Annotated in this window: 16 protein-coding genes; all 16 read left to right on the forward strand. The window is 30.5% G+C overall.

What is annotated here, in order from left to right; all coding sequences use genetic code 11:
• The first annotated feature begins 168 nt into the window (after positions 1–168).
• Entirely contained in the window at positions 169–705 is a 537-nt protein-coding gene (locus ABIK75_04685; GenBank protein ID MEO0090383.1) for a biotin transporter BioY, read from the forward strand.
• Between the two features lie 213 nt (positions 706–918).
• Entirely contained in the window at positions 919–1,890 is a 972-nt protein-coding gene (locus ABIK75_04690) for an outer membrane beta-barrel protein (GenBank protein ID MEO0090384.1), read from the forward strand.
• A 72-nt stretch (positions 1,891–1,962) separates the two neighbouring features.
• Complete coding sequence (locus tag ABIK75_04695; protein MEO0090385.1) at positions 1,963–2,391, forward strand: hypothetical protein; 429 nt, start codon at positions 1,963–1,965, stop codon at positions 2,389–2,391.
• A gap of 47 nt (positions 2,392–2,438) precedes the next feature.
• Positions 2,439–3,029 (forward strand): MotA/TolQ/ExbB proton channel family protein, encoded by a 591-nt coding sequence (locus tag ABIK75_04700; GenBank protein MEO0090386.1) that lies wholly within the window; start codon positions 2,439–2,441, stop codon positions 3,027–3,029.
• Positions 3,026–3,436: a biopolymer transporter ExbD gene (locus ABIK75_04705; protein MEO0090387.1), complete on the forward strand. Its 411-nt coding sequence runs from the start codon at positions 3,026–3,028 to the stop codon at positions 3,434–3,436. Before ABIK75_04700 ends, ABIK75_04705 begins: the two co-directional genes overlap by 4 nt.
• The gene (locus ABIK75_04710; GenBank protein ID MEO0090388.1) at positions 3,437–4,024 is read left to right on the forward strand and encodes an energy transducer TonB; all 588 of its coding nucleotides are present in this window, start codon (positions 3,437–3,439) and stop codon (positions 4,022–4,024) included.
• A gap of 3 nt (positions 4,025–4,027) precedes the next feature.
• Positions 4,028–7,423, forward strand: a complete 3,396-nt coding sequence (dnaE, locus tag ABIK75_04715) for a DNA polymerase III subunit alpha (GenBank protein MEO0090389.1) — start codon at positions 4,028–4,030, stop codon at positions 7,421–7,423.
• 179 nt (positions 7,424–7,602) lie between these two features.
• A complete protein-coding gene (gene speD / locus ABIK75_04720; protein ID MEO0090390.1) occupies positions 7,603–7,974 on the forward strand; it encodes an adenosylmethionine decarboxylase in 372 nt (123 codons plus the stop codon).
• Complete coding sequence (locus tag ABIK75_04725) at positions 7,962–8,996, forward strand: bis-aminopropyl spermidine synthase family protein (protein ID MEO0090391.1); 1,035 nt, start codon at positions 7,962–7,964, stop codon at positions 8,994–8,996. Before speD ends, ABIK75_04725 begins: the two co-directional genes overlap by 13 nt.
• A 48-nt stretch (positions 8,997–9,044) precedes the next feature.
• Positions 9,045–9,458 (forward strand): Fur family transcriptional regulator, encoded by a 414-nt coding sequence (locus tag ABIK75_04730; protein ID MEO0090392.1) that lies wholly within the window; start codon positions 9,045–9,047, stop codon positions 9,456–9,458.
• Positions 9,451–9,723, forward strand: coding sequence for a hypothetical protein (locus ABIK75_04735; GenBank protein MEO0090393.1), 273 nt, complete (start codon positions 9,451–9,453; stop codon positions 9,721–9,723). The genes ABIK75_04730 and ABIK75_04735 overlap by 8 nt, the downstream gene beginning before the upstream one ends.
• The gene (gene rbr / locus ABIK75_04740; GenBank protein MEO0090394.1) at positions 9,720–10,295 is read left to right on the forward strand and encodes a rubrerythrin; all 576 of its coding nucleotides are present in this window, start codon (positions 9,720–9,722) and stop codon (positions 10,293–10,295) included. The genes ABIK75_04735 and rbr overlap by 4 nt, the downstream gene beginning before the upstream one ends.
• A 23-nt stretch (positions 10,296–10,318) precedes the next feature.
• On the forward strand, positions 10,319–10,990 hold the full coding sequence (locus tag ABIK75_04745; protein ID MEO0090395.1) for a peroxiredoxin: 672 nt from the start codon (positions 10,319–10,321) through the stop codon (positions 10,988–10,990).
• A 1-nt stretch (position 10,991) separates the two neighbouring features.
• Positions 10,992–11,663 carry a thioredoxin family protein gene (locus tag ABIK75_04750; GenBank protein ID MEO0090396.1) on the forward strand — a complete coding sequence of 224 codons (672 nt, stop codon included), beginning with the start codon at positions 10,992–10,994 and terminating at the stop codon, positions 11,661–11,663.
• Positions 11,663–12,553, forward strand: coding sequence for an ATP-binding protein (locus tag ABIK75_04755; protein ID MEO0090397.1), 891 nt, complete (start codon positions 11,663–11,665; stop codon positions 12,551–12,553). The genes ABIK75_04750 and ABIK75_04755 overlap by 1 nt, the downstream gene beginning before the upstream one ends.
• A 36-nt stretch (positions 12,554–12,589) precedes the next feature.
• Positions 12,590–13,075: a hypothetical protein gene (locus tag ABIK75_04760; GenBank protein ID MEO0090398.1), complete on the forward strand. Its 486-nt coding sequence runs from the start codon at positions 12,590–12,592 to the stop codon at positions 13,073–13,075.
• Positions 13,076–13,129: the final 54 nt, after the last annotated feature.

The raw sequence follows: 13,129 nt of genomic DNA on the forward strand, positions 1-13,129 counted from the left end.
CTCTTGGCTATTTTATTTATAAGGCAAAGAAAAATAATGAAAAGGAAAGGTTTTCGGATTTATTGTGGATACTTGCTGGTATTCATATTTATAATATGGCTGACGCCTATATCTCTGCCCATTTCTATCGTTTTAAAGAGGAGACAAGATTAACTTTAAATATAAATTATGCTTACTAAAAGTTTAACATTTGTTAAAGAAGAAATAAAAGAGATAGTTCTTATTTTATTCTTTTCTTTGCTAACGGCTATTTCTTCCAAAATTAAAATTGAAATTGGTGTTGTGCCGATAACTTTTCAGACCTTTGCTGTTTTTCTTTCCGGTATTATTTTAGGTGGTAAAAGAGGTGCCTTATCCCAATTAACTTATTTAATTTTAGGTCTTTTGGGATTACCTCTTTTTTCTCGCGGTGGCGGAATATATTATATTTTCTCACCAACCTTTGGCTACATTATCGGTTTTATCTTTGCTTCTTACATTAGTGGATTTATAAAAGAATATAAATTGAACCTTTTACTCTCTTTATTAGTTTTAATTTTTGCTAATATTACAATTTATATCTTTGGACTTTTATATCTTATAAACTTTATTCCTAAAGAGAAATTATTAATGATAGGTCTATATCCCTTTATTATTGGTGACCTATATAAAATTTTCTTACTTCTTTTATTAAAAACCACCCTTCCGCAAGTCCATCTTGAGTAATTATTTATACTTTTTTTGTGCCAAAATATAAAGTAATAAATTTTTGTTTTTTATGAACTTACAATTAAGAGATTATTAAGAAAAGATAAAGGGATTGCGACAAAAATCATTACTGATTTTTAAATCTAAAAAGTTCAAAAATTTATGAAAATGCGACAGATTTATTGAATTCATCTTATTTTTTATTATTCTTTATTTTTAAAAGGAGGAATTATGAGGATCTTGGTGCTTTCTTTCTTTTTGATTAATATTATTTTAGCCTTTAGTTTCCAACAGGAGGAATATAAATTATCTTTAAATTCTTTGCTTATTTTTAATTACGATTATGCCCAAAGAAAAATGGATAGTAAAATTATAAGCTCAAACTCTTTTTATTTTTCAAAAGTATACTTAGATATTATAAATGAATATCAAAAATTCTTCCTTTTAAAATTTTCCTTAGATGTGAGTGATTTAGCAGGTAAACCTTCCTATGAGTTATCTATTGAAATAAAACCCAAAAAAGAAATGAAAGTGATTTTAGGAAAATTTAAGCAACCTTTAGGTTACGAAATTTCTCTTTTGCCAAAAGAAAACTACCTTTTTGAACCATCTTTCATTTATTATTGGAAAGAGCCCTTTATTTATGATTTAGGGATTGGCTTTTTTTACATTTTTAATAATTTAGAAACAAATATTAATTTAGTAAACGGAAGCGGCAGACTATTCTATTGGGATAATAACGAATGGAAAAATGTTTCCGGAAGGATTTGTTATACACCTATTAAGGATTTATCATTGGGTGTGAATTTCTATTATGGAAAAACTGGTTGGGGTAAAATAAAAGATCTATTGCCCTTCTTCTGGTTAGGTGGCGAATTGGTTTATTTGAAGTTTCCTAATATTTTTATTTTTGAATATCTTTTTGGTCAAGATAAAGATAAAGAATATAAAAAATATCAGAGGCAGGGTTTCTATTTTCTTTTTGGTCGCCAAATTGACAGACTTTTGCCGGTTATTCGTGTTGATTTTAAAAGAGAAAAAAAAGAGGTGAGAGAACTTCTAAAAGATATTGGCTTTACTTTTGGGTTAAATTATTTTTTAAAAGATGAAAATTTGAAAATTGCTCCCAATTTTTGCTTTCACTCCTATAGCCGAACCGATTATTTGATAAAATTTGTTCTTCAATTTCAAGGATATATTTGATTTATTGACAAAATAAAAATTTTTGTTTAAATTTTTCTGTTCCTGTTGATTAAAAACAGGAAAGGAGGAAATATGAACGTATCAAAAATAAAAACAATTAATGAAGCAAATGGCAAAGTACTAATAGATATGGCAATTAAATTAGAATATTCTCCTGCTGAGGCGTTAGTTATTCAAGAGGCACTTAAAAATCTTCCCGAAATCATCGCTAATAATGAAACATTAGAAGTTATCACTAATGAGCGGGTCACCCAATTACATTTTAGTGTCGACACCGAAGAGGTCCCCGAAAACACAATCAGCCAATTAGTTAACTCTTGGTTGAATGAATTAAATCTCGCCTTAGAAGAAAAAAAGCATTTGTTGCCTCTGATGGATGAGATATTAAAATTGAGAAAAGAAATCAACGAAATAAGTAGAAGGATAAAAAATTTAGAAGGTGAGAATTCTTTAATTAAGGAGGCATTAATAAAGAAAAAGATTATCAAAGAAGAATTTTAATTTTTCCCTTTATTTGACTTATCCTTTAGAAGTTATATAATAATTAAATGATAAATATTTTTTTAAATTTAGGTCTTTTTGCTAAAATTATTGTTATTATTCTTGTTCTTTTTTCCATCATCTCTTGGGGGATAATTTTTTCTAAATGGCGTCTTTTTAAAAAATTAAACAAGGAGAATGAAGGGATAAGAAGAAGGTTATATTATTTTAAAAATCTTGAGGATTTAAAGGGATATTATAATTTTAAACAAAAAAATTATTTCTCTTTATTAATTTCGGTTTTGGAAAGCGAGAAAAATGATTATCGAATAAAAGAAGTGATTGATGATTTGGTTGATAAAGCTGGTAGAAGTTTGCCTTTTTTAGCCACTGCCAGTAGTGTCTCACCTTTTTTAGGTTTATTAGGAACTGTTTGGGGAATTACCAAGGTTTTTTTTGATGTAAAAGATTTACCTATGATAACTTTACAAGCAATTGCACCAGGAATGGCAGATGCTTTGATTACCACTATTGCCGGTCTTTTGGTTGCTATTCCGGCAGTAGTTGCTTATAATTATTTTATAATAAAATTAGAAGAATTTAGAAAAAATCTGGAAAAAATAGTGAACTATTTAATAGAAATAAAAGAAAGAAAATGAGAAATGTTTATCAAAAATTAATTGCCTTTATCAATATTACCTCTCTGGCTGATATATCGATCACTTTAATGATAATCTTTTTAATTGCTGGAATTACTGCTGCTTTTTCGCGAGCAGGTCTTTCGGTTAGATTGCCTCAAAGTGCTTATTTGCGACCACAAGTAAAGGAAGGAGTTTTAATAACAATTGATGAGCAAGGAAGAATATTTGTTGAAGAAGAGGAGGTGAATAAAAAAAATCTAATAAAAACAATTTATAAATATCTGGAAAAAAAGGAAAGTGACAAGATTTATCTACAGGCAGATAAAAATTTGCCCTATGGTCAAATTATTGAAATTTTAGGCGAAATCAAAAACGCTGGCATTACCGATGTGGGACTTTTAGCAACCCAAATTAAAAAACGCTAAATGAATGGTAATTTTAAAGGTTATTTTTACTCAATTATCCTTCATTTCTCTCTTTTGGCTATTTTCTCATTTTTGCCAATGTTAAAAAAAACAAAAAATATTGAATATCCAGTTGTTTTTGAAGTGAGTATCGCTCCCAAGATTAGCGAAGAAAATATCGAAAGAAAAAGTGATGTAGCTGTTCAAAAAGAAGGACTAAAAGAAATAAAGAAAGAAGAAAAGAAAGATACTTTAAAAGTAAAAACTAGTAGCAAAAAACAAGAGGTAATAAAATCACAGGGATTCAGTTTAAAAACCGAAGGCGGAGTTGTTTCTTCATTTTATTTAAACATTGTTCTCAATAGGATTGCTGAAAACTGGTATAATCCTTATCAAAATACTAATTTAAATTTGAAAGCAATTATCTTTTTTAAAATTACTCGGGATGGAAGGATCGAAGAAGTAAAAATTGAAAAAAGTTCGGGAAAGGAGGATTTTGACGAATATTGTAGGCGGGCAGTTCTGTTAACAAAAAATTTACCGCCCTTGCCTGAGGAATTTCAGGCAGAAGCGTTGAAAATCCATTTAGAATTTGAATATAAGCCTTAAATTATGGAATTTGTTCATCTTCATAATCATACTGAATACAGTTTATTAGATGGTGCTAATAAAATTGCTAATTTGATTTTAAAAGCAAAGAAAGAAAACATGAAAGCCTTGGCAATTACTGACCACGGTAATCTTTTTGGTGCCATTGAATTTTATAATGAATGTTTAAAAGAAGGAATAAAACCAATAATTGGGATGGAGGCATATGTAGCGGTCGGTAGGCGCGACGAAAAGAAGCCCCATCCCACTATTCAGGAATCCAGTTTTCATCTTACTCTATTGGCATTAGATTTAGAAGGTTATCATAATCTTTTAAAATTAGCCTCTTATGCCTATTTGGAAGGGTTTTATTATAAACCCCGTGTGGATAAAGAACTTTTAAACGAATATCATAAAGGGATAATTGCTCTTTCCGGTTGTCAAAAAGGAGAAATAAATTATTATTTAAGAATTGGTGATTACGAAAACGCCCAAAAAGCCCTTTTTGATTATTTAGATATTTTTGGCCGAGAATATTTCTTTTTGGAGATAATGAAAGTTGGTTTAGAAAATGAAGATAGAATAAATTCCCAAATTATTAAATTAGCTCAAGATAATAAAGTAAATTTAGTAGCAACTAATGATTGTCATTACTTATCAAAAGAAGATTACTATGTTCACGATATTTTATTATGTATCCAAACTAATAAGAAATTAACCGACCCTAAAAGATTAAAGTTTGAGTCTAAGGAACTCTATTTTAAATCAAAAGAAGAAATGATTAATATTTTTCAAGGAATAGAGGAGGCTTTAAAAAATACTTGGGAAATTGCCGAAAGAGTAACTCTTTATTTAGATACCTCTGGAAAAAACTTTCACTTGCCAAAATTTATTAAACCAAAAGGTTTTGAAAGTAATTACCAATATTTAGATTATTTAGTAAAAGAAGGATTGAAAAATTTAAAAGAAAAAAATCCAGAAATTAAAAATAATTTTGATAAATATCTTTCTCGGTTAGATTATGAACTTTCATTAATAGAAAAAATTGGTTTTACTGATTATTTCTTGATTGTTAAAGATATTATTGATTTTGCTAAAAAAGAAAATATTCCAGTTGGTCCCGGAAGAGGAAGTGCAGTCGGTAGTTTGGTTTTGTATGCTTTAGGAGTTACTAATATTGATCCATTAAAATACGGATTGATGTTTGAAAGGTTCATTAATCCCGAAAGAGTTACAATGCCAGATATTGATATTGATTTTTCTGACGAAAAAAGAGATAAGGTGATAGATTATTTGAGAAAAAAATATGGTGAAGAAAACGTCGCCCAAATAATCACCTTTGGTCGGATGATGGCTAGAGGTGTAATTAGAGATGTTGGCCGGGTGATGGGAATTCCTTTAGAGGAAGTTGATACGATTGCTAAAACCTTGCCAGCTAATGTGGAATTAACTGAAGCCTATGAGAGGATACCGGAATTTAGGGAGTTGATTAATAGCAAAGAGATATATAAAAAACTTTATGAAACTGCTTTGAAATTGGAAGGGGTGGCTCGCCACGCTTCTATCCACGCTTCCGGGATTGTCATCGCTCCGGGAAGGTTAATTGATTATGTGCCTTTATATAAATCTACTGATGGCGATATCTGTACTCAATATGATATGGATTCTTTGGCAGCGGTGGGTCTTTTAAAGATGGATATATTAGGTTTAAAAACTTTGAGGGTGATTGAAGAGACCTATCAATTGGTAGAAAAAAATGGTAAAAAGATCGAAAGAGAAGTTTCTTTGGACGATAAAAAAACTTATCAGCTTTTAAGCGAAGGAAGGACTTTGGGAATATTTCAATTAGAAAGTATGGGTATGAGAGAGATTTTAAAAAAGATCAACCCAGAAAAAATCGAAGATCTAATAGCAGTTTTGGCACTTTATCGACCAGGACCCCTTTTGAGCGGCGATGTGGATAGATTTATCAAAAGAAAAAAAGGGAAAGAAGAGGTTACCTATCCACATCCTTTATTAGAAGATATATTAAAAGAGACCTACGGAATGATTCTTTATCAAGAACAGGTGATGCAAATTGCTGCGAAGATTGCTGATTTTACTTTGGGAGAAGCTGATATTTTACGAAGGGCAATGGGCAAAAAAATTCCCGAGTTAATGGCTGAGATGAAAGAGAGATTTGTTTTAAAAGCAAAGAGTAAAGGAATAAGTGAAGAAGAAGCCTCTCAAATTTTTGAATTACTTATTCCTTTTGCTGGTTACGGTTTTAATAAATCCCACGCGGCAGGCTATGCCTATTTAAGTTATCTTACTGCTTATTTGAAAGCCAATTATCCAAAGGAATTTCTTTGTGCTACATTGACTAGCGAAATAAATACACCAGAAAAAATTGAAGAGATTATTAAAGAGGCGAAGTCTCTGGGGATAGAAATCCTTCCGCCGGATATTAACAAAAGTTATTATGAATTTGTTATTGAAAAAGAGGGTATTCGTTATGGTTTGGGAGCATTAAAGGGAATTGGCAAAAGTTTTTGTGATGCCTTGGTGAAAGAAAGAAAAAGAAAAGAATTCACTTCTTTTGAAGATTTTATTATGCGAACAAAACCCTTTGGCAATAAAAAAGCCTACGAAGTTTTAATTAAAGCCGGTTGCTTTGACTGTTTTAATATAAAAAGAGAAATCTTATTAGCTCGGTTACCTGAATATCAAAGAGGAAGTAAAGAGGCGGTTGGTGTTTTACAATTTTCCTTATTTGAAGAAGATAAAAAGAAAAAAATAAAAGAAAAAAGGGAAATAAAAGAAAAACCAAATTTTGAATATGAAAAAGAAGTGTTTGGGTTTTATTTTTCTTACCATCCTTTAAGGGAATACCAAGAACTCTATCAAGCCCTTGCTTTAAAGAATTTTGATGAGTTAGAATATTTAGATAAAAATGAAGAGTATCTTTTCTTAGGAGTGCTTACTGAACGGAAAACAAAATATGATAAAAATGGCAAAAATTTTGCTGTTATAAGTTTAGAAGATTTAAATAGAAAAATAACAGGTTTTCTTTTTAACGAAGTTTACGAAGGAAAGTATAAAAGTTTAAAAAAAGAAGAAGTTTATATAATTAAAGGTCGATTAAAAAGCAATAAGGATCTAAGTATTGTTGTGAAAGATATCTATCCGATAGAAAAATTATGGGAGAGAATTAAAAGAATAAATATTGAAGTGAAAGAGAATGCTGAATTAAAAAATTTGCCTATTTTAAGAGATATTCTTTTAGAATATCCGGGAGAAGCAGAAGTGATAATTGCTTATTACGAAGAAGGTAAAAGGAAGATAGGCAGGCTCACCAATTTGAAAATCAAACCAAATATGGAACTTCTTAAAAGATTAAAAGAGATAGCGATAATAAAAGATGTAAGATTTCTTTTTTAAATAATCGGTCTTAAGCTCTGAGAGTAACAACTTTATGCTAATATTTTGATTTTTCGATAATTAGATTTTAAAAAATTTTAAATCAAAACATTAATTTTCCCCTTGACAAAAAGGTAATTTTTGACTATATTTATATAGTTATGTAGATATAAAAGGTTAGGTAGTTATGGATAAGGAAGATGGCCGACGTTTATACCAAACCAAAAAAGACGGTCCATATTGTGGCCGATCTTTATGGAATCGAGGAGGGACTTATTTCGCGCGTAAAGGAAGTAAAGAGGATTTTAAGAGGGGCAATAGAGAAAGCAAAATTATCAGTGGTTGGTTCCCGATTTTTTCAATTTAATCCTCACGGAGTGACAGGAATATTTTTATTAAAAGAATCTCATATCAGTATTCATACTTGGCCGGAATATGGCTATGCGGCGGTAGATATTTTTACTTGTAAAAATGATAAAAGCGCTTTTATCGCTTATAATTATTTATTAGAAAAATTAAAACCAAAGAAAGTGAAAAAGAAGATAATGGTTAGAGAGGTATGGAAAAAATAATCTCTCACATAATTAATTTCATTGGTCAAAAAGAAAAAGTTTTGTTTCCCGAACTTTTGGAATTTTTAGCCGATTATTATCCCTTAAAAGATACTATAAAAGTTCTAAATAAAATGGTTAAAGTTGGCTTGCTCACTTCCGAAAACTCCCATTTAATTTTGACAGAAAAAGGAAAAGAGTTATATTTTCAGATAAAATCACCCTTCCGGACCGGTCTTTGCGAAAATTGTTTAGGCAAAAGGATTATTATTAATGAAGATTTTCAAAAGATTTTGGAAAAGTTTAAAGAAATTGTGAAAGAAAGACCCCAACCAATTGTTGAATATATTCAAGGTTATATGAAAGAAGAAGATGTTATAAGAAGAATTGTTTTTATGCATTCTTATAATGATTTAAAAGAAAAGAATATTCTTATTATTGGTGACGATGATTTATTAAGTGTCGCTTTGGCATTAACTAAATTGCCTAAAAGAATAGTAGTATTAGATATTGATAAAAGGTTAGTTGATTTCTTAGAAGAAATAAATAAAAAATACGATTTGAAAATTGAGATTTTTCAATATAATATTAGTGAGCCTTTTCCTAAAAAATTAAAAAAGAAATTTGATGTCTTTTCTTGTGAACCTTTAGAAACCTATAGTGGCTTAAAATTATTTATTGGACGGGGAATAAATGCTTTAAAGAAAAATGGTGTTGGTTATTTCGGTTTAACAATTCAAGAGGCTTCTTATCCTAAATGGCAATTTATTCAGAAATTTATTAATCAATCAAATGGTGTGATTACTGATATGATAAAGGGTTTTTCCTCTTATCCAGTGAATAGTTACGAAAGTTTTAACTGCGAAGAGGTTTTGTTAAAAAGATTAAAGATGGTAATAAATCCTTCCGGTAAAGAAATTGCTTGGTATAAATCCACCTTAATCCGTTTTGAAATCTTGGGAGAGCCTAAGAATTTAATAAAGCCAGAAAAAAGGTATAAATTAATTTTTAAAGACGAAGAAGAGGATATTACCATTCCTTAATTTATTATTTTTATTGACTTTAAAATTTTTTTTTATTATAATTTTGTAATGATTACAGATTTGGATAGAATTAAAGAAATGCTTCAAAAAGCAAAAATCAAACCGACCTATTTAAGAATGCGTCTTTTAAAATATCTCTTAGAGAAGAAAAATCATCCAACAGGTAAAATGATTTATCAAGTATTGAAGAAAGAATTGCCCACGATTTCTTTAACCTCTATTTACAATAATTTAGAACTTTTTGCCGAAAAAGGTTTAGTAAAGATTATTTTGCTGGATCCAAAGGAAATAAGATTTGATGGCGAAAAGGGGCATCATCATTTCTTTTGTGAAAAATGTCGGAAGATAATTGATTTACCAATTGATTGTAGTTTGATTAAAAAGAAAAAAATTTATGGCCATTTGATAAAAGATTGGGATGGTTATTTTTTTGGGATTTGTAAAGATTGTCAAAATGATTGATAAAAATTTATTAGAAAAGATAAAAGAAGAATTTAATTCCTTACGTCAGCCAGAGTGTTATGCTGAAATAAAAGAAATAGGTGATGATTATTTGGTAGTAGAATTTTCAGGAACAAAAGTTAATCTGGCTTGTTGTTTTGATGAGAATTTTGTTGACTTTCAATACTATTTAAAAGATTTTAGTAATTTAGAATTCTTAATTGATGAGGTAAAAAGAGAGAGCGATAAATTTATTATAAAATATATTAAGAAGGAGGAGAAATGAAGACAATTAAAGGAACAAAAACCGAGAAGAACTTATTAATTGCTTTTGCTGGTGAAAGCCAGGCAAGAAATCGTTATACCTTTTTTAGTGAACAGGCAAAAAAGGAAGGTTATTATCAGATTGCTTCAATCTTTTTGGAAACAGCCGATAATGAGCGAGAGCATGCTCAAAGGTTATTTAGTTTTTTAGAAGGTGGTTTGATAGAAATTACTGCTTCTTTTCCGGCAGGTAAAATCGGCACTACTGAAGAGAATTTAAAAGCAGCGGCCGAAGGGGAGAATTACGAATATACTCAAATGTATCCCAGTTTTGCTAAAATTGCTGAGGAGGAGGGGTTTAATGAAATTGCTGCTGTTTTAAAAGCGATTGCGGTTGCTGAAAAACAGCACGAAAAAAGATATCTTGCTCTTTTAGAAAACTTAAAGAATGGCAAAGTATTTAAAAAAGATAAAGAAGTAGTTTGGAAATGTCAACGATGCGGATATATTCATATGGGTAAAGAAGCACCAAATATTTGTCCTTCTTGTGGTTATCCGAAAAATTATTTTGAATTATTATGTGAAAATTGGTAAAATAATTTAAAAAGGAGGAAGAGATGAATAAAGAAGAGAAAAAAGGTATTCCCCTTTTAGGGGAAGATTTTCCAGAAATGAACGTTTTAACCACTCATGGTTTAATGAGTTTACCACAAGCCTATAAGGGAAAATGGTTTGTGTTATTTAGCCATCCGGCTGACTTCACGCCTGTTTGTACTACGGAATTTTATGCCTTTCAAGTTCGGTATCCGCAATTTCGCAAATTAAATTGCGAACTTATTGGATTAAGTGTTGACCAAGTCTTTTCTCATATCAAATGGATTGAATGGATAAAAGAAAAACTGAATATTGAAATTGAATTTCCAATAATTGCTGATACTGGCGAAGTGGCTGAAAAACTTGGTTTAATCCATCCGAAAAAGGGAACAAATACTGTGAGAGCAGTTTTTGTGGTCGATCCCGAAGGAAAAATCAGAGTAATTTTATATTATCCACAAGAATTGGGAAGAAATATTGATGAAATATTAAGAATTGTTGAAGGAATTCAGATTAGCGATAAAAACAAGGTTGCCTTACCAGCAAATTGGCCTAATAATGAATTGGTAAAAGATAAGGTAATAATCCCACCGGCAAATAATATTAAACTAGCGAAAGAGCGTTTAGAGAAAGCCAAAACCGGTGAATTTGAATGTTATGATTGGTGGTTTTGTTACAGAAAGTTAGAGAAATAAAATGGGCGTATTACAAGATAGTGTTAAAGAACAAGTAAAGGAACTGTTTAAGGATTTAAAAAATCCGGTTAAGTTGGTTGTTTTTACTCAGGAGAGTTTAGTTACCCTTCCGACTTTTGAATGTGAGACCTGTCGGGATAACCGAATTTTAATGGAAGAACTTGCCTCTCTTTCCGATAAAATAAGTATTGAGATTTATGACTTCTTAAAAGATGAAGAAAAGAAAAATCAATATGGGATTGATAAGATACCAGCGACCGCAATAGTTGGTGAAAAGGATTACGGAATTAGATTTTACGGCTTGCCGGCAGGTTATGAGTTTTCGACAATCATCCACGCAATAAAGTTGGTATCAGAAGGAGAAAGCAAGATAAGCGAAACAAACAAAGGGAAATTAGCCACCCTTACTAAACCAATACATATTCAGGTTTTTGTTACTTTAACTTGTCCTTATTGTCCCCAAGCAGGTTATCTTGCTTATCAATTGGCAATGGCAAATGATCTAATAAAGGCTGATGTGATCAACGCTGGTGAGTTTCCCCAATTGGCTCAAAAATATAATGTCTTTGCGGTGCCCAAAATCGTGATTAACGAAATTGTCCAATTTGAAGGTGCGGTGCCAGAGGATGTTTTTGTGGAAAAAGCGATTATGGCTCATAACACCACGATTTAATGAAATGCGTTGTTTGTAAAAGAAATGCTGAGATAAAAGTTCTTGCTTCCTTTTGTCCTGATTGTTTTATAACCCACTACGAAAGAAGGGTTGAAAGGTTAATTAAAAAATGGCGATTGGTTAGCAAGGGTGACCGAATTCTTATTTGTGTTTCCGGTGGTAAAGATTCTCTAAGTTGTGCGGAAGTTCTTTATCGATTAAAAAATCGGTTTCAGTATGAGATTGGTGTTCTAAATTTAGATGTAAATATTCCTCAATGTTCTAACGAAAGGACAAAAAAAGTAGTCGAGGAATTTTGTAAAGAAAGAGGGATTCCCTTTTATTTTACTTCCTTTGCTGAATATTTAAAAATTTCGGAGATTGATAAGATTTTTAAAGTTTCCCGTCGACCAATTTGCGGCACCTGCGGAATGATAAAAAGATATATCTTTAATCGTTTTGCTCGGGAAAATAATTTTAATAAAGTAGCCACTGGTCATTGTGCCGATGATATAATAAAATTCTTCTTTAAAAATTTTGAGAGCGGTTATTTTTCTTGGATAGATAAATTAAAGCCTTTTACTCCTTCTTTTCATCCAAAGGTATTGCCCCGTATCCGACCTTTATATAACTGTTTGGAAATAGAAAATTATGCCTATGTTAAGTTTAAAAGAATAGAAATTGCCACTTGCGTTATGTGCTCTTATTTTACGAGAAAAGATGAATGGGATGAGATATTCAGGTTTATTGATGAGAAAAAACCCCAATTCAAATTAAACTTTGTGAGAAATTTAGCCGAAGTAAAGATAATTGGACCGGACAAGGAAAAGGAATATTATGAGTGCGAAATCTGTGGTGAAATAACGGATAAAAAAATCTGTACAGTCTGTAATTTGAAATCAAAAATTTAATTTATATAATAAATTATAATTTAAAGGAGAATTTGAATGGCAAAATTAAATTATTTTATTTTATTTTTAATAATAATTTTTAGTTGCTCCCAAAAGAAAACCGAGGAAAGAAGAGTTGAAAAAATTTTTGCTTACGGAATAACTTTGACAAAAGAGAGTTCTCCGAAAGAGGTGGCTAATCTTTTAATTAAGGGTTTAGATAATGAAGATGAGGAACTATTAAAAAAATTGGTGGCGGTAAATTATGAGATAAAAGAACTGACAAAAATTTTTAAAGAGCACGGTAAGAAAGTGAAAATCAAAAAGGAAGATGTTATAGATTTAACGGTTAGCGGTTGGCTTTTAACTTATACCTTTTTTGAGAAAGGAAAGACAAGAGTAATAGAGGAGGAAATAGAAGGAGATTTTGCTTATGTTTATGCTTCGGGAATAAAGCCTAATGGAAAAGAAAGAACAATAGAGATTAGAATGGTTAAAGAAGAGGGATTTTGGAAGATTCAAGCGGGATTAAAAGAATATTAATCTTTGCTAAGATATTTTTGTAACGGACTGGGCAATCGTTATCGGTTATGTAAG

It is taken from the genome of candidate division WOR-3 bacterium (assembly GCA_039801725.1).
Classification (GTDB): Bacteria; Hydrothermota; Tepidihabitantia; order Tepidihabitantales; family DTDR01; genus DTDR01.

Bases quoted from the DNA above. Each gene is read 5' to 3' on its own strand.
- ABIK75_04710 (MEO0090388.1), top strand. From the start codon at position 3,437: ATGAATGGTAATTTTAAAGGTTATTTTTACTCAATTATCCTTCATTTC.
- rbr (MEO0090394.1), top strand. From the start codon at position 9,720: ATGAAGACAATTAAAGGAACAAAAACCGAGAAGAACTTATTAATTGCT.
- ABIK75_04700 (MEO0090386.1), top strand. From the start codon at position 2,439: ATGATAAATATTTTTTTAAATTTAGGTCTTTTTGCTAAAATTATTGTT.
- ABIK75_04730 (MEO0090392.1), top strand. From the start codon at position 9,045: ATGATTACAGATTTGGATAGAATTAAAGAAATGCTTCAAAAAGCAAAA.
- ABIK75_04755 (MEO0090397.1), top strand. From the start codon at position 11,663: ATGAAATGCGTTGTTTGTAAAAGAAATGCTGAGATAAAAGTTCTTGCT.
- ABIK75_04685 (MEO0090383.1), top strand. From the start codon at position 169: ATGCTTACTAAAAGTTTAACATTTGTTAAAGAAGAAATAAAAGAGATA.
- speD (MEO0090390.1), top strand. From the start codon at position 7,603: ATGGCCGACGTTTATACCAAACCAAAAAAGACGGTCCATATTGTGGCC.
- ABIK75_04735 (MEO0090393.1), top strand. From the start codon at position 9,451: ATGATTGATAAAAATTTATTAGAAAAGATAAAAGAAGAATTTAATTCC.
- ABIK75_04750 (MEO0090396.1), top strand. From the start codon at position 10,992: ATGGGCGTATTACAAGATAGTGTTAAAGAACAAGTAAAGGAACTGTTT.
- ABIK75_04725 (MEO0090391.1), top strand. From the start codon at position 7,962: ATGGAAAAAATAATCTCTCACATAATTAATTTCATTGGTCAAAAAGAA.
- ABIK75_04690 (MEO0090384.1), top strand. From the start codon at position 919: ATGAGGATCTTGGTGCTTTCTTTCTTTTTGATTAATATTATTTTAGCC.
- dnaE (MEO0090389.1), top strand. From the start codon at position 4,028: ATGGAATTTGTTCATCTTCATAATCATACTGAATACAGTTTATTAGAT.
- ABIK75_04695 (MEO0090385.1), top strand. From the start codon at position 1,963: ATGAACGTATCAAAAATAAAAACAATTAATGAAGCAAATGGCAAAGTA.
- ABIK75_04745 (MEO0090395.1), top strand. From the start codon at position 10,319: ATGAATAAAGAAGAGAAAAAAGGTATTCCCCTTTTAGGGGAAGATTTT.
- ABIK75_04705 (MEO0090387.1), top strand. From the start codon at position 3,026: ATGAGAAATGTTTATCAAAAATTAATTGCCTTTATCAATATTACCTCT.
- ABIK75_04760 (MEO0090398.1), top strand. From the start codon at position 12,590: ATGGCAAAATTAAATTATTTTATTTTATTTTTAATAATAATTTTTAGT.